Source organism: Lysinibacillus piscis (assembly GCF_026012395.1).
Classification (GTDB): Bacteria; Bacillota; Bacilli; order Bacillales_A; family Planococcaceae; genus Lysinibacillus; species Lysinibacillus piscis.
In genome coordinates, this window is record NZ_BRZA01000010.1 from 1 (window position 1) to 17791 (window position 17791).

Here is a 17791-nt window from a genome sequence, read left to right on the forward strand (position 1 = left end):
CAAGTAAGTAAGATCCCTCAAAGACGATGAGGTAGATAGGTTCGAGGTGGAAGTGTGGTGACACATGGAGCTGACGAATACTAATCGATCGAGGACTTAACCAAAAATATGTGACAAAGACAATGAATCGTTTATCCAGTTTTGAAAGAATAAACCCTTTCAAAAAAGTCTAGTGATGATGGCAAAGAGGTCACACCCGTTCCCATACCGAACACGGAAGTTAAGCTCTTTAGCGCCGATGGTAGTTGGGGGATTCCCCCTGTGAGAGTAGGACATCGCTAGGCAATTAACCAGTTAACTTATAAAGTTGACTGGATTTTTTATTTAGCGATATGATATATGTATTCCACTTTTTGTACAAATATATTGCTTTTGTAGTTAACGAGATAAATACATATTCAGCAAGTTATCCACTGAATTTAATCAAAAACAAATATAGAGCTAATAATATATGACGTGAATGAAAGAAAATTCTCTCTTTCTTTTTTAGAAAAAGGGAATATATTTCATTTGCGTCTTTTTATTTGTTCAAATAGAACATAAATGCATAACGAACCGTGGTATTATAATCTACATTCTAAGGTGGCTTTATATTTTTGAAATGAAAACTGCTAAAGAGAAGTTATCTGTTCTAGAGTATGGCGAAAATCATATAGGCGTATTTTAGATAGCACGATATAATAAAGATAGATAAGAAAAGGAAGGGAGACAGTTTGTGGGGAAACAGCAAATTTGGTATGAAGTAGAAGAAAACGAAACGATTGAGCAATGCTTGGCTAGAATGCAGCAGGATGGCTATATGGCGATGGGAAGAAAAGAAGAGCCTGTATTTCATTTAGTCAATGGAGAACCAGCTTATTTGCGACAAAAAATCCAGTTTAAAGCGATACCATTTAGTAATCTTGAATAGATATGACTAAAAACCGAACATTGTTAATTCGAAAAAATAAAACGTTCGCATTTTTACATTGACGGCAGGAGAATCCCTTGTTAAAATGTGAACAGGAAACTAAATAAAGTCCCACATATATGCTAGAGGATAGGCTCTAGTGTCTCTACCCGGCACCGTAAATGCTGGACTATGCGGGAAAGCAACTTTTGACATATTATAGGAAGATATTATGTTCTTTCTTTTAATGAACCCTTAAGTAAACGGCTTTCACGTATAAAGTAGAGAGAAGTTTATTTAAGGGTTTTTATTTATATATCGAAGGAATAGTAATAGCAGATGTTTAGAAGGAGCGACAATTCATGAATCCGAAAATCGGCGTCATTATGGGAAGTTCAAGTGACTGGGAAACAATGAAGCATGCATGTGATATTTTAGATGAGCTACAAATCGCCTATGAGAAAAAGGTTGTATCTGCTCATCGTACACCTGATTTAATGTTTGAATATGCAGAGGCGGCACGTGAGCGTGGTATTCAAGTCATTATTGCTGGAGCAGGTGGTGCAGCCCATTTACCAGGTATGGTAGCGGCAAAAACGACATTACCAGTAATCGGTGTGCCAGTACAATCTCGTGCACTAAACGGTCTAGACTCACTATTGTCCATCGTACAAATGCCTGGTGGTGTGCCTGTAGCAACTGTAGCGATTGGTAAAGCAGGCGCAACGAATGCAGGTTTATTAGCAGCTCAAATTTTATCGATAACAAATACACAGCTTGCACAGCAATTAGGTGCTCGACGTGAAGCGACAAAGCAACAAGTTTTAGAAAGTACAGGTGACTTGTTGTGACAAAAATGATTTATCCTGGACAGACGATTGGTATTATCGGTGGTGGACAACTTGGGCGAATGATGGCACTTGCTGCAAAAGAGGCTGGCTTTAAAATTGCTGTTTTGGAGCCAGCAATGGACTCACCATGTGGACAAGTTGCAGATATCCGAATTGTTGCTCCATATGACGATGAAGCAGCGTTAGAGGAGCTTGCTGAAGTAAGTGATGTGATTACTTATGAGTTTGAAAATATTGATTACGAAGGATTGAAGCGTTTAACACAAATTGCTTACGTACCACAGGGGGCAGAATTAGTACGTATTACGCAAAATCGTGTGACAGAGAAAGAAGCTATTGTAAACGCAGGCTGTCCAGTAGCACCTTATATTGTAGCTGATACTTATGAGGAGCTAGCTGCAAATATTCATCGAATTGGTTATCCTTGTATAGTCAAAACAGCTAGAGGGGGCTATGATGGGAAAGGGCAACAGCTTTTAACATCTGTAGAAGACTTACCGTTAGCTGAAGGGCTTTTTGCTTATTCACAATGTATTGCAGAAGGATTTGTACCTTTTGTGAAGGAAATATCGGTTATTGTACAGCGAAACGGTGATGGTGAATCCTATTGTCAACCAGTTGGTGAAAATATTCATGTACATCACATTTTACATGAAACAATTGTACCAGCCCGTATAGCAGATGAAACAGCCAAAACAGCGGAGCAAGAGGCATTGAAAATTGCTGATTATCTGCATTTAGTAGGTACGTTAGCAGTAGAGATGTTCGTCTTAGAGGATGGTAGCATTGTGATTAATGAATTAGCACCAAGACCTCATAATTCAGGTCATTATTCTATCGAAGCTTGTAGTATCTCACAATTCCATCAGCATATTCGTGCTGTTTGTGGCTGGCCATTGCGTAAGCCACAGCTATGGGCGTCTTCTATTATGGTGAATGTGTTAGGGCAGCATATTGTCCCGTTAAGTAATTCAATCGCAAAACATCCTGAATGGTCATTGCATCTTTATGGCAAAGATGAGGCAAAGGTAGACCGTAAAATGGGGCATGTTACGATTATGACAGACAACATTGAACAAACATTACAACAAATCGAGAATTCTGGCATTTGGTCAGAATAGAAGGAGAACAACAATGATCGAACGTTACACAAGACCTGAAATGGGTGCTATTTGGACAGAGCAAAACAAGTATCAAGCATGGTTAGAGGTTGAAATTTTAGCATGTGAGGCTTGGGCAGAGTTAGGTGATATACCAAAAGCAGATGTAGCGAAAATACGTGAAAATGCTTCATTTGATGTGGAGCGTATTTTAGAAATTGAGCAAGAGACACGTCATGATGTAGTAGCCTTTACACGTGCGGTATCAGAAACACTTGGTGAAGAGCGTAAATGGGTGCATTATGGTTTAACGTCAACAGATGTTGTCGATACAGCCCTTTCTTATTTAATTAAACAAGCGAACACTATTTTGCGTAAAGATATTGTGAACTTTATTGATATTATTGCTGCAAAGGCAAAAGAGCATAAGCATACGGTGATGATGGGCCGTACACATGGCGTACATGCAGAGCCAACGACTTTTGGTTTAAAGATGGGCTTATGGTATGAGGAAATGAAGCGTAATCTTGAGCGCTTTGATGCGGCTGCAAAAGTAATTGAAACAGGTAAAATGTCTGGAGCTGTTGGAACATATGCCAATATTGATCCACGTGTAGAGCAATATGTTTGTGACAAATTAGGATTAGCAGCATCACCGATTTCAACGCAAACATTACAGCGTGATCGTCATGCACAGTATTTAAGTGCATTAGCATTAATTGCCACATCTATTGAGAAATTTGCGACAGAGGTTCGTGGTTTACAAAAATCTGAAACACGAGAAGTAGAAGAAGCATTTGCGAAAGGACAAAAAGGCTCATCAGCAATGCCACATAAACGTAATCCAATCGGCTCTGAGAATATGGTTGGACTATCACGTTTAATGCGTGGTTACATGGTGACAGCTTACGAAAACGTAGCATTATGGCATGAGCGTGATATTTCACATTCATCTGCTGAACGTGTTATTTTACCAGATGCGACAATTACATTGAACTATATGTTAAATCGTTTCGGTAATATCGTGAAAAATTTAACTGTATTCCCTGATAACATGAAGCGCAATATGGGACGTACATTTGGCTTAATTTACTCTCAACGTATTTTACTAGCATTGATTGATAAAGGGCTAGTACGTGAAGAGGCGTATGATACTGTACAGCCATTAGCGATGCAAGCATGGGATGAGCAAGTACAATTCAGAACATTGGTGGATGCGAGTGAGAAAATTACGTCGTATTTAACGAAGGAAGAGCTGGATGATTGCTTTGACTACAACTACCATTTGCAACATGTCGATATGATTTTTGAAAGACTTGGACTTTAAAGAACTATATCAGGGGGACGAATAACATGACACAAGGTCAACTTTTGTATGAAGGTAAAGCGAAACGACTGTATACAACGGAGGAGCCAAACGTACTTCTTGTTGAATATAAAGACAGCGCAACCGCATTTAACGGTGAAAAGAAGGAAGAGATTGCAGGTAAGGGCGTATTAAACAACCGTATCACTTCTTTAATTTTTGACAAACTACACGCACAAGGAATTGCCTCACATTTTGTCAAGCAATTATCTGATACACAGCAACTTGTTAAAGCGGTAGAGATTATTCCAATTGAGGTTGTTGTACGCAATATCGCGGCAGGTAGCTTAGCTAAACGTCTTGGCTTAGAAGAAGGCACAGCTTTAAAACGTCCAATCGTTGAGTTTTACTATAAAGATGATGCGCTAGGCGATCCAATGATTACGACAGAGCATATTGATGTGCTAGCACTTGCAACATCTGAGGAAGTAACAGCGATTTATGAGGGTGCGCTTGCGGTGAATCAAGTTTTACAGCCACTTTTCACAGATGTCAATGTGACGCTTGTTGATTTCAAATTAGAGTTTGGACGTGACACAGATGGTAGCGTGTTATTGGCAGATGAAATTTCACCAGATACATGTCGACTTTGGGATACAACGACAAAGCAAAAGTTGGACAAGGATGTTTTTCGTCGAGACCTTGGTAATTTAACAGAAGTTTATACGATTATACTTTCTAGACTCGGAGGCAAATAACAATGAAAAAAGTGAAAATTTATGTGACATTACGTGAAAGCATTCTTGATCCACAAGGTTCTGCAGTACAAGGCTCTTTAGCTAAAATTGGCTTTGGTGAAGTAGAAGATTTACGAATTGGTAAATACCTTGAATTAACAATTGGTGAGACAACTCGTGATATCGATACATTAGTAAAAGAAATGTGTGAAAAAGTGTTAACAAATGTTGTAATCGAAGACTACCGTTATGAAGTCGAGGAGGCTAACTAATCATGAAATTCGCAGTACTCGTATTCCCTGGGTCAAACTGTGACATCGATATGTACCATGCAATTAAAGATGAGCTAGGCGAAGAAGTAGAATATGTATGGCATACAGCAACAGATTTAAGTGGCTTTGATGGGATTTTAGTGCCTGGTGGCTTCTCATATGGTGATTATTTACGTTGTGGTGCAATGGCAAACCAATCGAATATTATGGCTGAAGTAAAAAAAGCAGCAGATGCTGGAAAGCCGGTATTAGGTGTATGTAATGGTTTCCAAATTTTAACGGAAGCAGGTTTATTACCAGGTGCATTATTGCGTAATACAAACTTAAAATTCATGTGCCGTACTGTACAGCTTAAAGTTGAAAATAATAACACATTATTTACCAATCAATATGAGCAAGGGCAAGTGATTAACATCCCAATTGCACATGGTGAAGGTAATTACTACTGTGATGAAGAAACATTACAACAATTAAAAGCAAATAATCAAATTGTTTTCACTTATTCAGGCGAAAATCCAAACGGTTCTTTGAAGGATATTGCGGGCATTGTGAATGAGCGTGGCAATGTATTAGGAATGATGCCTCACCCAGAGCGTGCAGTTGATGCACTAGTAGGGGGAGCGGATGGTTTAGCTGTATTTAAATCAATTGTGAAGCAGTGGAGGGAAAATCATGTCAACAACTAAGTTTGAGCCAACAGCACAGCAAATTAAAGATGAAAAATTATACGCTGGTATGGGGATGTCAGACGAAGAATTTGCATTGGTAGAAGGTATTTTAGGTCGTCTACCAAACTGGACAGAAATCGGTCTTTTCTCAGTAATGTGGTCTGAACACTGCTCATACAAAAATTCAAAGCCTGTATTGCGTAAATTCCCAACAAAAGGTCCTCAAGTATTACAAGGTCCTGGTGAAGGTGCAGGGATTGTCGATATTGGTGACGAGCAAGCCGTTGTATTTAAAATGGAATCACACAATCATCCATCTGCAATTGAGCCATATCAAGGCGCTGCAACAGGTGTTGGTGGGATTATCCGTGACGTTTTCTCCATGGGTGCACGTCCAATTGCAATGTTAAACTCACTACGCTTTGGTGAATTAAAATCAGCGCGTGGGAAATATTTATTTGAAGAAGTTGTAGCCGGTATCGCAGGCTATGGTAACTGTATTGGTATCCCAACAGTAGGTGGCGAAATTCAATTCGACCCTTGTTATGAAGGAAATCCACTTGTCAATGCGATGTGTGTTGGTTTAATCGACCATAAAGATATTCAACGTGGTATTGCAGCAGGTGTAGGGAATACGGTCATGTACGTTGGAGCAAAAACAGGTCGTGATGGTATTCATGGTGCAACATTTGCCTCTGAGGAATTAACAGAGGAATCTGAAAACCAACGTCCAGCAGTGCAAGTAGGAGATCCATTCATGGAAAAACTTTTACTTGAGGCTTGCTTAGAAGTGATTAAATCAGATGCTTTAGTTGGTATTCAAGATATGGGGGCAGCTGGTCTTACTTCATCTTCAGCAGAAATGGCTTCAAAAGCAGGCTCTGGCGTAGAGATGAACTTAGATTTAGTGCCACAACGTGAAACAGGTATGACAGCCTATGAAATGATGCTATCAGAATCTCAAGAGCGTATGTTACTTGTTGTGACAAAAGGTCGTGAAGATGAAATTAAAGCCATTTTCGATAAATATGATTTAGATGCTGTGGCAATCGGTCGTGTAACTGATGATAAAATGCTACGTTTATTACACAAAGGTGAAGTGGTGGCGGAAGTACCTGCAGATGCACTGGCAGAGGATGCACCGGTTTATCATAAACCATCAGCAGAGCCTGCTTACTATGCTGAATTCCAAGCAATTGAAAACAGTGAGCCAGCAGTAACAGATTATAAAGAAACATTACACGCACTATTGAAAGCACCAACAATTGCTTCCAAAGAATGGGTTTATGACCAATACGATTATCAAGTGCGTACATCAACAGTTGTTGCACCAGGTTCTGATGCAGCCGTTATCCGTGTGCGTGGTACAAATAAAGGTTTAGCAATGACAACAGACTGTAACTCTCGTTATATTTATCTTGATCCAGAGGTGGGCGGGGCGATTGCAGTAGCAGAGGCAGCACGTAATATCGTTGCAACAGGTGGTACGCCACTTGCAATTACAGATTGCTTAAACTTCGGTAATCCAGAAAAACCAGAAATCTTCTGGCAAATTGAAAAATCGGCTGATGGTATTTCAGCAGCATGTCTAGCTTTAAATGCACCAGTTATCGGTGGGAACGTATCTCTTTATAATGAGCGTTCAGGAGAAGCAGTTTACCCAACACCAACAATTGGTATGGTTGGTCTAGTTGAAGATTTAGCACATGTAACAACACAAGACGTAAAAGCGGCTGGCGATATTGTCTTTGTCATTGGTGAAACAAAAACAGAATTTGGTGGCTCTGAACTGCAAAAATTGTTGAATGCTGGCGTGATTTCAGGAAAAGCACCTGCGCTTGATTTAGAGGTGGAAGCGTCACGTCAACAAGCATTATTAGCAGCGATTAAAGCAGGTCTTGTACAATCTGCACATGATGTAGCTGAAGGTGGTTTAGCAGTAGCATTAGCTGAAAAAACATTCAGTGCAAATGGTTTAGGTGTGGACGTTACATTGACTGGCTCTGCAACGACAGCGTTATTCAGTGAAACGCAATCTCGTTTTGTTGTAACAGTGAAAGAAGAAAATGCAGCGGCATTTGTGGAAGCTGTTAAAGATGCGCAAAAAATCGGTGTCGTAACAAATGATGCATTGGTGAAAATTAGCGGTGACAACGGTGTGCTTGTAGAAGGTACAGTGGAGGAATTCCGTTCTAGTTGGAAAGGAGCAATTCCATGCTTGCTGAACTCAGAGGCTTAAATGAAGAATGTGGCGTGTTTGGTATTTGGGGTAACCCAAATCCAGCACACCTTAGCTATTATGGGCTTCATGCACTACAACATCGTGGGCAAGAAGGTGCTGGTATTGTTGTTTCAGATGGTCAGCACCTGCGTGCGGTGAAGGGTGAAGGACTTGTTAATGATGTTTTTAATGAAGATAAATTAAAATCGATTAATGGTAAAGCAGCGATTGCCCATGTGCGCTATGCAACTGCTGGAGGTAATGGGATTGAAAATATCCAGCCATTACTATTCCATTCTTCAACAGGTAGCTTATCGATTGCCCATAATGGGAACCTTGTGAATGCTACACATTTGAAGCAATATTTAGAGCGTCAAGGTAGCATTTTCCATTCTAGCTCGGATACGGAAGTATTGGCCCATCTTATTAAGAAAAGCTCACATTCACCATTCCGTGCGAAGGTGAAAAATGCATTGTCCCTATTAAAGGGGGCGTATTCTTTCTTAATTATGACGAAGGAAGAAATGCTTGTAGCACGTGATCCTCATGGCTTACGTCCATTATCTCTTGGAAAGTTAGGCGATGGCTGGGTTGTCGCTTCTGAAACGTGTGCCTTTGATTTAATCGGTGCAGAGTTTGTACGCTCGGTTGAACCAGGGGAGTTATTAATTATTAACGATGAAGGCGTAAAATCAGACCGCTTTGCTGATATGGCAAACCGTGCAATGTGTGCAATGGAATATGTTTACTTGGCACGTCCTGATTCAGATATTGATGGTATTAATGTGCATATGGCTCGTAAACGTATGGGAAAACAGCTTGCACGTGAATGTGCGCATATTGAAGCAGATGTCGTGACAGGCGTTCCTGATTCAAGTATTTCAGCCGCAATTGGCTTTGCTGAAGAAAGTGGTATCCCTTATGAGCTTGGCTTGATTAAAAATCGCTATGTTGGGCGTACATTCATCCAACCAACACAGGAGCTACGTGAGCGTGGTGTGAAAATGAAGTTATCACCAGTTGTTCAAGTTGTAAAAGGGAAACGAGTGATAATGGTAGATGATTCAATCGTTCGCGGTACGACTTCTCGTCGCATTGTGAAAATGCTAAAGGATGCTGGAGCGGCTGAGGTACATGTTGTCATTTCCTCACCACCAATGACAGATCCTTGCTATTACGGAATCGACACATCGACACATGAAGAATTAATTGCCTCTAATCATAGCGTGGATGAAATTCGTGAAGCGATTGGTGCAGATACATTAACATTCTTATCTGTGGAAGGTATGGTAGAGACGATTGCACGACCATATGAGGATGAAAATCGTGGATTATGCTTAGCTTGTTTTACAAGTAAATATCCAACAGAAATTTTCCCAGATACAATTTTACCACATGAAAAAGAGCTATTACGTTAAGAAGCTAAGGAGGAACGCTACGTGTCAAAAGCATATGAACAAGCAGGTGTAAATATTGAAGCGGGCTATGAAGCTGTAAAGCGTATGAAATCCCATGTAGAACGTACAAACCGTCTAGGTGTGATGGGGACGTTTGGTGGCTTTGGCGGTATGTTTGACCTGTCAGCACTAAATCTAAAGGAGCCTGTGTTAATTTCAGGTACAGACGGTGTTGGTACAAAATTAAAGCTAGCCTTTATGGTGGACAAGCACGATACAATTGGCGTCGATTGTGTAGCCATGTGTGTCAATGATATTGTAGCGCAAGGGGCAGAACCACTTTACTTTTTAGATTATGTGGCCCTTGGTAAAGCAGAGCCTGCTAAAATTGAGCAAATCGTGAAAGGTGTAGCAGATGGCTGTGTGCAATCTGGAGCAGCCTTAATCGGTGGAGAAACGGCTGAAATGCCAGGTCTTTATGAAGAAGATGAGTACGATTTAGCTGGATTTGCTGTAGGTGCTTGTGAAAAATCAGCCATCGTCACGGGTGAAAAAATCGTTGAAGGTGATGTACTAATTGGTCTTGCTTCTAGTGGTGTCCATTCAAACGGTTATTCCTTAGTGCGTAAAATTGTTTTCGCAGACCATGATTATGCAGTAGATGCTGTTGTGGAAGGCTATGAAGACCTTGGACCAATTGGTGAAGCTTTATTAGTACCAACGAAATTATATGCGAAGCCAGTGCTAGCCGCATTAAAAGCAGCAGATGTTCATGGCTGTGCACATGTAACAGGTGGAGGCTTCTATGAGAACTTGCCACGTATGATGCCAGAAGGATTAGCCACTGAAATTGATTTAGGTTCATGGCCTGTTCTGCGTATTTTTGAATTTTTGAAGGATAAAGGACAATTAGACGACAAGGATTTATATAATGTCTTTAATATGGGTATCGGCTTTGTATTAGCTGTGCCTGCATCAGAAGCAGAGAAGGTTGTTGCTGCAGTGGAAGCAAATGGTGAAAAAGCTTATACAATCGGGCGTGTTGTACAAGGTGAAGGTGTTGTATTTAATGGCTCACATGATGGGAGCTTAGTGTAATGACAGCACCAACTAAAATCGCTGTGTTTGCTTCTGGCAGTGGCAGTAATTTTCAAGCGCTTCAAGAGGCAATTGAACGTGGTGAGTTGCACGCAACGGTTGAACTGGTTGTCACAGATAAGCCAGATGCATTTGTTGTCACACGTGCAAAAAAGTTTGGCATCCCAGTACTTGCCTTGAATCCAAAAGAATTTGCATCTAAAGCAGCCTATGAAGCTACTATTATTGAAGAACTACGTAAATACGATGTGGAGTGGATTGTATTAGCAGGGTATATGCGCTTAATTAGCGAAGTGCTGTTAACGGCCTATCCACAACATATCGTCAATATTCATCCATCCTTATTGCCATCTTTCCCAGGCAAAGATGCGATTGGACAGGCGATGGCACATGGTGTAAAGGTAACAGGTGTAACCGTACACTTTGTGGATGCAGGAATGGATACAGGTCCTATCATTGCACAAGTCGCTGTTCCTGTAATAGATGGTGATCGTGAGGCAACAGAAGCGGCTATTCATAAAGAAGAACATATTTTATACACAAAAGCATTACGACAATTATTCGAGAGTTAGGGTAGCCTAGCTCTCCTCTCTCAGAAGTCAATGCGATAAACATTAGGAGGATCTTGTTGTGACAAAACGTGCATTAATCAGTGTTTCCAATAAAGATGGTATTTTAGAATTTGCAAAAGAATTAGTAGCATTAGGTTATGAAATTTTATCAACCGGTGGTACGAAAAAAATGTTACAGGACAATGATGTTGCTGTAACAGCCGTTGATGAGGTAACAAAATTTCCTGAAATTTTAGATGGTCGTGTAAAAACATTAAATCCAATGATTCATGGTGGGTTGTTAGGGAAATTTGACGATGCTGCACACCAAGCACAAATGACAGAGCATGGTATTGAACCAATTGAAATTGTTTGTGTCAATCTATATCCATTTGTTGAAACAATTTCAAAGCCTAATGTCACATGGGATGATGCGATTGAAAATATTGATATCGGTGGTCCAACAATGTTACGTTCTGCTGCGAAAAACCATCAATATGTAACAGTAATCGTGGATAGCGATGACTATGCAAACGTTTTAGAGGAATTAAAAGCACATGGCGCAACAACAATTGAAACACGTCGTAAGCTAGCAGCAAAAGTATTCCGCCATACAGCGGCATATGATTCTTATATCTCCAACTATTTAACAGAAGAGGAATTCCCAGAGAGCCTAACTGTGACGTATGAATTACAGCAAAATTTACGCTATGGTGAAAATCCACATCAACAAGCGGCATTTTATCAAAAACGACTTGGCTCTGATTTCTCATTAGCTTATGCAACACAACTACATGGTAAAGAATTGTCTTATAACAATATTCAAGATGGCAATGCCGCATTGCAAATTGTGAAAGAATTTGATATGCCAGCAGCTGTTGCAGTGAAGCATATGAATCCTTGTGGTGTTGGTACAGGTGCTACTGTAGAAGAAGCATTCGATAAAGCTTATGCAGCTGACCCAACATCTATCTTTGGTGGAATTATTGCATTGAACCGTGAAGTGGATGCAGCAACTGCTGGAAAATTAAGCCATATTTTCTTAGAAATTATTGTTGCACCTGCTTTTACAGAAGAGGCATTAGCCATTTTAACGCAAAAGAAAAATATTCGTTTATTGACGATTTCGTTTGAACAAGAAAAGCAAGATAAATTCAATGTTGTATCCGTAGAGGGTGGCTTATTAGTGCAAGAGCCAGATCGTTATGGCTTTGCTGATGCAGAAATCAAAGTGGTAACAAACCGTCAACCAACAGAGCAAGAATGGGCAGCATTGAAACTGGGCTGGGCTGTTGTCAAACATGTAAAATCGAATGCAATCGTGGTAACAGATGCTCAAATGACGCTTGGTGTTGGTGCTGGTCAAATGAATCGTGTGGGTGCAGCAAAAATCGCCTTCGAGCAAGCTGGCGACAAAGCCAAAGGAGCAGCACTTGCATCTGATGCCTTTTTCCCAATGAGCGATACAGTAGAGGCAGCGGCAGCAGCAGGTATTACAGCGATTATTCAACCAGGTGGCTCAATTAAAGACCAAGATTCCATTGATAAAGCAAATGAATATGGCATTGCGATGGTATTCACAGGCGTACGTCATTTCAAACATTAATAGTATATACGTATAGACCGAGGTGAATATAGCATCTCGGTCTTATGTACAAAGAGGAGGATTTTTTGAATGAATGTTTTAGTAATCGGCAGTGGTGGTCGTGAGCATGCGATTGCCAAACAGTTTAGTATATCCCCAACTGTAGAGCGTGTTTTTGTTGCACCTGGTAATGATGGAATGCGTCAGGATGTAGAGGTCGTGGCGATTGATACAATGGATTTTGCAGGTTTAGCACAATTTGCAAAGGACAATGCGATTGATTTAACATTCGTTGGACCTGAGCAGCCTCTTGCAGCAGGCATTGTGGATTTCTTTGTAGAGCGTGGCTTACGTGTCTTTGGACCAACCAAGGCAGCAGCACAAATTGAGAGCAGTAAATCCTATGCGAAGGATATTATGAATAAATATCATATTCCAACAGCAGCACATGAAACATTTACAGAAGCGGATAAAGCTATTGCCTATATTCAAGAGCAAGGTGCACCAATCGTTATTAAAGCAGATGGTTTAGCTGCTGGTAAAGGTGTCGTAGTAGCCATGACAGAGGACGAGGCGATTGCAGCTGTGCAAGATATGATTGGTAATCAACGTTTCGGTGAATCATCATCACGTGTTGTGATTGAAGAATTTTTGGATGGCGAAGAGTTTTCTTTTATGTCGTTCGTACATAAAGGGCAAATTTACCCGATGGTGATTGCACAGGATCATAAGCGTGCTTACGATGGGGATAAAGGGCCGAATACAGGTGGAATGGGTGCTTATTCACCAGTGCCACAAATTGCGCAATCGGTCATCAACGTTGCTTATGAAACAATTGTTGAGCCTACTGTTCAAGGCATGGAGGCAGATGGTGTTTCTTTCACAGGCATTTTATATGCAGGGTTGATTTTAACGAAAAACGGACCAAAAGTAATTGAATTTAATGCTCGTTTTGGTGATCCAGAAACACAAGTTGTCTTACCACGTATGGCGTCTGATTTTGGTGCATTTATGACCGCATTAATGGACGAGCAACCATTTGATTTGCAATGGTCTGATGAAGCGATGCTAGGTGTTGTAATTGCAGCGGAAGGCTATCCTGGTGATGTGGAAAAAGGACATGCACTGCCTAACTTGGAGGCATTATCTGCTTCACACGCTGTTTATCATGCAGGTACGAAGCTTGTAGAAGACACATTTGCTGGCAATGGTGGTCGTGTATTATTAATCGCAGCAAAGGCAAATACTTTAAAGGAAGCACAAGAAAAAGTATACACAGGTATTGCTACAGCAGAGTGGCCACATTTCTTTTTCCGTACAGATATTGGTTGGCGCACGTTTAAATAGGGGAAAGAGCCGTCTCGCATCATTGGCGAGACGGCTCTTTTTGACTAAGAAGGATTAGCTGTATTGGAGGAAGTAGATTTGTCGGATTGCTTTGTAGCTGTGGTTTCAGAAGTCTTGCCAGAGATTGCAGCCGAGAAATCCTTCATCAACTGACTAACCTGTTCTGAAGACATAAAGTTTTGACCACTGAGCATACTGGACATAGAGCCATTTGCTTCACCTTGTATATTAGCGCCTAACATGGCTTTTGTTGGACAGTATTTAAAAATACCTTCAGCCATTTTCATAGCACCCAATATAATCATCCAGCGCCCTGTCATACAATCGGGCTGTCGAGCCGCTTTTGCAATACCAAATGCCGTCATACTCGTTCCCATCGCAAAACGACAAAATGCATTTTTGTCACTTAAATTCGTTTGATGCGTCATACAAATGCCCTCCTTTAGTCATGGTGGAAAAAATAAAGCGTGGTGCACTTTGCTTTATGAAAGTGCTGTGTTACGATTAAAACAGATGAATTGCATAAAGTTTATGCAAGAAATAGTATGTGATTGTAAGTGTAAATTACACGTTGAAAAATTACGCAAATTAGGAAGGAACGAATAGCATGGAGCCGATTTGGAAAATTGCAGAATTACGTCAGCAAGTAGCGGTGATTGACGGGAAACAGGCACCACATATTGTTTTACAAAATGCACGATATTTACATAGCATGTTAAAGCAATGGGTAGTAGGGAATATATGGATTTTAGGAGATCGCATTGTTTACGCGGGTGAACGTATGCCACCAGCGTTAGAAGGAACAGAAATAGTAGATTGTACAAATAAAACGATTGTACCAGGTTATATTGAGCCGCATGTACATCCATTTCAACTGTACCATCCTCAATCTTTTGCGGATTTTTGCGGTCAATTGGGGACAACATCGTTTATTTCGGATAATTTAAACTTTGTTTTATCTTTATCAAATAAGAAAGCGTTTTCAATTATGGATGACTTGAAAAAGCTCCCGTTTACGTTTTATTGGTGGACACGCTTTGATTCACAAACAGATATGCAGCAAGAGGAAGAGATTTTTTCCAATACATCGATTGTAGAATGGCTAGAGCGTCAAGATGTATTATTGGGAGGCGAATTAACAGGCTGGCCGAGATTATTACATGGAGATGACCAAATGCTCTATCGTATGCAGCTAGCAAAGGGTTACTGCAAAAAGGTGGAAGGTCATTTCCCTGGTGCATCTGAACGCACATTAGCACGTATGAAGTTATTTGGTGCAGATGGTGACCATGAGGCAATGACGGTAGAGGAAGTAGAGCGACGCATTATGCAAGGCTATGCTGTAACATTGCGCCATTCATCTATTCGTCCAGATTTACCGAATTTATTAAAAGATATTGTGGCAAAAGAGTTGCCAATTTTTGACCACTTAATGATGACGACAGATGGCTCGACACCAACATTCCATCAAGATGGTGTGATGGATAAATGTATACAAGTAGCATTAGATGCAGGTGTTTCACCGATTGATGCTTATCAAATGGCCTCTTACAATATAGCTCGCTACTATAATATGGCTAATTTACATGGCTTTATTGCGACAGGACGTTTTGCTTCATTGAATATTTTACAAGATGAATGGCATCCAGTACCTGAGAGTGTGCTATCAAAAGGAGTTTGGTTAAAGCGCGATGGACAACGAGTACATCAATTAGCGACAATCGATTATTCAGCTATTCCTGCATTGCAATTGGATTTTTCTTTAACAGAGCAGGACTTCCAATTTTCAATGCCATTTGGAATTGAGTTAGTAAACGATGTTATTACGAAACCTTATAATTCTATGGTTCCTAAAATAGGCCAATTAGCTGAACACGATGAAAGCTATTTAATACTGTTGAGTAAAGATGGTAGTTGGCGTGTTAATACGATGATTAAAGGGTTTGCAACAAATGTACAAGGCTTTGCGTCTTCTTATTCCAATACAGGTGACATTATTTTAATCGGGAAAAACAAGGAAGCGATGACGAAGGCGTTTGAGGAAATGAAGGCGATGCAAGGTGGCATTGTCCTTGTTGATAAGAAGGAAGTGGTTGCTTCTATTCCATTATCAATCGGTGGGACATTGTATGATGGGACTGTAGAAACATTAATGCAAAAGGAACGACTGTTAAAAGAAGCGTTAGCAGAGCGTGGCTACAGCTTAGGAGATGCGATTTATACGCTGCTATTCTTGCAATCTACCCATTTACCATATATTCGTATTACACCAACAGGAATTGTCGATGTTTTGAAGAATAAATTATTATTGCCAGCTATGATGCGTTCATGATAGAAAGGGGTACGATGTATGCGAAAATCGAATAAGCTATTAATGGCTTTAGCTTTAGGTACATTACTAATTGGAGGATGCTCGAAAGATTCGTCCGAAAAAGCTATAGAAGAGCCGAAACCAGTGAAGGAGGAGCCAAAAGTTGAGGAGCCTGAAGAAGTAGTTACTGTAGCTATTCATGCACCATTAACTGGAGAAATAGTGAATGAGGAAATTACGCAGCGCCCTATTATGGTAACTGTCAATAATCATCCAGCAGCACGTCCACAGTCAGGGTTAGCTGCGGCAGATATTGTTTATGAAATGTTAGCAGAGGGCAATGTGACGCGATTTTTAGCAGTGTATCAAAGTCAATTACCAGAAAATGTGGGACCTGTCCGTAGTGCTCGTTCTTATTTCGTTGATATGGCGAAGGGCTTGGGTGCATTTTATGTCGCACATGGTTATAGCCCAGAAGCAAAATCGATGTTAAGCAAAAATGTAGTGGATAATATAAATGGTATGAACTATGACGGTACATTATTTAAACGTTCTAAAGACCGTGTTGCACCACATAACTCCTACATTACTGCTGAAAATATCCAAAAAGGTGCTGAGCAAGTAGGCGCTTCAATGATTTACCGTAAAAAAGTGGATCAGGCTTTTTATGAACCCGATGAACATGGTAAGATAGGTATTGAAACAAGTCGAGTTGACATTTATTACGGAAATGGTGAAAGTTTTCATAATTCATATGTATACAACCATCAAGATAACCGCTATGAACGACAATCTGCTGGCATCGTCACAAAAGATATGCTAACAGGTGAGGCTTTAACATTTGCCAATGTGCTGTTTTTAGAAATGAAGCATCAAACCATTGATAATGTTGGTCGGCAGGATATTAATGTAACGTCTGGCGGCAATGCCTATGTATTTCAAAATGGCTATATGAGAGAAGTGAAGTGGGCGAATATAGATGGTGTACCAACGGCTGTTGAAGAGTCTGGGGAACTTGTTAAGCTAGTACCAGGAAAGTCATGGGTTCATTTTGTGCCAGCTTCACCAGGATTACAGGGAATGGTGAAAACGCAACCTTAAAGGGAGGAAACGTGCATGCAAATCGAAAAAATTCGAGGGCATCAAACAGATCAATTATTTAAAGCAGTAATGGAGTTAAAGGACGTTGAAGAATGCTATAAATTTTTTGATGATTTATGTACAATTAGCGAAATCCAATCACTTGCACAACGATTTGAGGTTGCGCATTTATTGCGCTTGAAAAAAACCTACGAAACGATTAAAAAAGAAACAGGTGCAAGTACAGCAACAATTTCACGTGTGCGCCGTTGCTTTGATTATGGCAATGATACATATGATGAAATGCTAGGTCGTTTGTATCCCGATGAAATGCCCTTCCAAGCAGCAAAAAAAAAATAATCTATTGATATTGAACAG

Annotated in this window: 17 protein-coding genes, 2 rRNA genes and 1 riboswitch; of the genes, 18 read left to right on the forward strand and 1 reads right to left on the reverse strand. The window is 40.3% G+C overall.

Going from position 1 to position 17791, the window contains the following annotated elements; translation table 11 throughout:
• The 15 genes from OPF91_RS18115 to purD form a co-directional block, all read left to right on the forward strand.
• Positions 1-104: ribosomal RNA gene (locus OPF91_RS18115) — 23S ribosomal RNA — on the forward strand; the annotation flags it as partial.
• Between the two features lie 64 nt (positions 105-168).
• Positions 169-284, forward strand: a 5S ribosomal RNA gene (rrf, locus tag OPF91_RS18120).
• Between the two features lie 431 nt (positions 285-715).
• Entirely contained in the window at positions 716-910 is a 195-nt protein-coding gene (locus OPF91_RS18125; RefSeq protein WP_264990340.1) for an NETI motif-containing protein, read from the forward strand.
• A 93-nt stretch (positions 911-1003) separates the two neighbouring features.
• Positions 1004-1102: riboswitch (purine riboswitch) on the forward strand.
• Between the two features lie 149 nt (positions 1103-1251).
• The gene (purE, locus tag OPF91_RS18130) at positions 1252-1740 is read left to right on the forward strand and encodes a 5-(carboxyamino)imidazole ribonucleotide mutase (protein ID WP_264990341.1); all 489 of its coding nucleotides are present in this window, start codon (positions 1252-1254) and stop codon (positions 1738-1740) included.
• A complete protein-coding gene (gene purK / locus OPF91_RS18135) occupies positions 1737-2861 on the forward strand; it encodes a 5-(carboxyamino)imidazole ribonucleotide synthase (protein ID WP_264990342.1) in 1125 nt (374 codons plus the stop codon). Before purE ends, purK begins: the two co-directional genes overlap by 4 nt.
• Positions 2862-2874: 13 nt before the next feature.
• Complete coding sequence (gene purB, locus OPF91_RS18140) at positions 2875-4167, forward strand: adenylosuccinate lyase (RefSeq protein ID WP_264990343.1); 1293 nt, start codon at positions 2875-2877, stop codon at positions 4165-4167.
• Between the two features lie 26 nt (positions 4168-4193).
• Positions 4194-4904 carry a phosphoribosylaminoimidazolesuccinocarboxamide synthase gene (purC, locus tag OPF91_RS18145; protein ID WP_264990344.1) on the forward strand — a complete coding sequence of 237 codons (711 nt, stop codon included), beginning with the start codon at positions 4194-4196 and terminating at the stop codon, positions 4902-4904.
• 2 nt (positions 4905-4906) lie between these two features.
• A complete protein-coding gene (gene purS / locus OPF91_RS18150; protein ID WP_264990345.1) occupies positions 4907-5155 on the forward strand; it encodes a phosphoribosylformylglycinamidine synthase subunit PurS in 249 nt (82 codons plus the stop codon).
• 2 nt (positions 5156-5157) lie between these two features.
• On the forward strand, positions 5158-5841 hold the full coding sequence (gene purQ, locus OPF91_RS18155; RefSeq protein WP_264990346.1) for a phosphoribosylformylglycinamidine synthase subunit PurQ: 684 nt from the start codon (positions 5158-5160) through the stop codon (positions 5839-5841).
• Positions 5828-8062, forward strand: a complete 2235-nt coding sequence (gene purL, locus OPF91_RS18160; protein ID WP_264990347.1) for a phosphoribosylformylglycinamidine synthase subunit PurL — start codon at positions 5828-5830, stop codon at positions 8060-8062. Before purQ ends, purL begins: the two co-directional genes overlap by 14 nt.
• The gene (purF, locus tag OPF91_RS18165; protein ID WP_264990348.1) at positions 8038-9462 is read left to right on the forward strand and encodes an amidophosphoribosyltransferase; all 1425 of its coding nucleotides are present in this window, start codon (positions 8038-8040) and stop codon (positions 9460-9462) included. The genes purL and purF overlap by 25 nt, the downstream gene beginning before the upstream one ends.
• 21 nt (positions 9463-9483) lie before the next feature.
• Complete coding sequence (gene purM / locus OPF91_RS18170) at positions 9484-10539, forward strand: phosphoribosylformylglycinamidine cyclo-ligase (protein WP_264990349.1); 1056 nt, start codon at positions 9484-9486, stop codon at positions 10537-10539.
• Positions 10539-11111: a phosphoribosylglycinamide formyltransferase gene (purN, locus tag OPF91_RS18175; RefSeq protein ID WP_264990350.1), complete on the forward strand. Its 573-nt coding sequence runs from the start codon at positions 10539-10541 to the stop codon at positions 11109-11111. Before purM ends, purN begins: the two co-directional genes overlap by 1 nt.
• A 58-nt stretch (positions 11112-11169) precedes the next feature.
• The gene (gene purH / locus OPF91_RS18180; protein WP_264990351.1) at positions 11170-12696 is read left to right on the forward strand and encodes a bifunctional phosphoribosylaminoimidazolecarboxamide formyltransferase/IMP cyclohydrolase; all 1527 of its coding nucleotides are present in this window, start codon (positions 11170-11172) and stop codon (positions 12694-12696) included.
• Between the two features lie 69 nt (positions 12697-12765).
• Positions 12766-14022: a phosphoribosylamine--glycine ligase gene (gene purD / locus OPF91_RS18185; protein WP_264990352.1), complete on the forward strand. Its 1257-nt coding sequence runs from the start codon at positions 12766-12768 to the stop codon at positions 14020-14022.
• A gap of 44 nt (positions 14023-14066) precedes the next feature.
• On the opposite strand, the gene OPF91_RS18190 is transcribed toward purD, so the two are convergent.
• Positions 14067-14450, reverse strand: coding sequence for a YgaP-like transmembrane domain (locus OPF91_RS18190; protein WP_264990353.1), 384 nt, complete (start codon positions 14448-14450; stop codon positions 14067-14069).
• Positions 14451-14629: 179 nt separating this feature from the next.
• Here OPF91_RS18190 and OPF91_RS18195 point away from each other — a divergent pair, with 179 nt between their 5' ends.
• The 3 genes from OPF91_RS18195 to OPF91_RS18205 are packed head-to-tail and all read left to right on the forward strand — an operon-like array spanning position 14630 to position 17773.
• Positions 14630-16354 (forward strand): adenine deaminase C-terminal domain-containing protein, encoded by a 1725-nt coding sequence (locus OPF91_RS18195; RefSeq protein ID WP_264990354.1) that lies wholly within the window; start codon positions 14630-14632, stop codon positions 16352-16354.
• 18 nt (positions 16355-16372) lie between these two features.
• On the forward strand, positions 16373-17434 hold the full coding sequence (locus OPF91_RS18200) for a DUF3048 domain-containing protein (protein WP_264990355.1): 1062 nt from the start codon (positions 16373-16375) through the stop codon (positions 17432-17434).
• 15 nt (positions 17435-17449) lie between these two features.
• Positions 17450-17773 carry a YerC/YecD family TrpR-related protein gene (locus OPF91_RS18205; RefSeq protein ID WP_264990356.1) on the forward strand — a complete coding sequence of 108 codons (324 nt, stop codon included), beginning with the start codon at positions 17450-17452 and terminating at the stop codon, positions 17771-17773.
• Positions 17774-17791 lie beyond the last annotated feature (18 nt).

Coding starts and splice junctions, on each gene's coding strand:
- purF (WP_264990348.1), top strand. CDS start 8,038: ATGCTTGCTGAACTCAGAGGCTTAAATGAAGAATGTGGCGTGTTTGGT.
- OPF91_RS18200 (WP_264990355.1), top strand. CDS start 16,373: ATGCGAAAATCGAATAAGCTATTAATGGCTTTAGCTTTAGGTACATTA.
- OPF91_RS18205 (WP_264990356.1), top strand. CDS start 17,450: ATGCAAATCGAAAAAATTCGAGGGCATCAAACAGATCAATTATTTAAA.
- purS (WP_264990345.1), top strand. CDS start 4,907: ATGAAAAAAGTGAAAATTTATGTGACATTACGTGAAAGCATTCTTGAT.
- purC (WP_264990344.1), top strand. CDS start 4,194: ATGACACAAGGTCAACTTTTGTATGAAGGTAAAGCGAAACGACTGTAT.
- purB (WP_264990343.1), top strand. CDS start 2,875: ATGATCGAACGTTACACAAGACCTGAAATGGGTGCTATTTGGACAGAG.
- purD (WP_264990352.1), top strand. CDS start 12,766: ATGAATGTTTTAGTAATCGGCAGTGGTGGTCGTGAGCATGCGATTGCC.
- OPF91_RS18195 (WP_264990354.1), top strand. CDS start 14,630: ATGGAGCCGATTTGGAAAATTGCAGAATTACGTCAGCAAGTAGCGGTG.
- purL (WP_264990347.1), top strand. CDS start 5,828: ATGTCAACAACTAAGTTTGAGCCAACAGCACAGCAAATTAAAGATGAA.
- purN (WP_264990350.1), top strand. CDS start 10,539: ATGACAGCACCAACTAAAATCGCTGTGTTTGCTTCTGGCAGTGGCAGT.
- OPF91_RS18190 (WP_264990353.1), bottom strand. CDS start 14,450: ATGACGCATCAAACGAATTTAAGTGACAAAAATGCATTTTGTCGTTTT.
- purE (WP_264990341.1), top strand. CDS start 1,252: ATGAATCCGAAAATCGGCGTCATTATGGGAAGTTCAAGTGACTGGGAA.
- purQ (WP_264990346.1), top strand. CDS start 5,158: ATGAAATTCGCAGTACTCGTATTCCCTGGGTCAAACTGTGACATCGAT.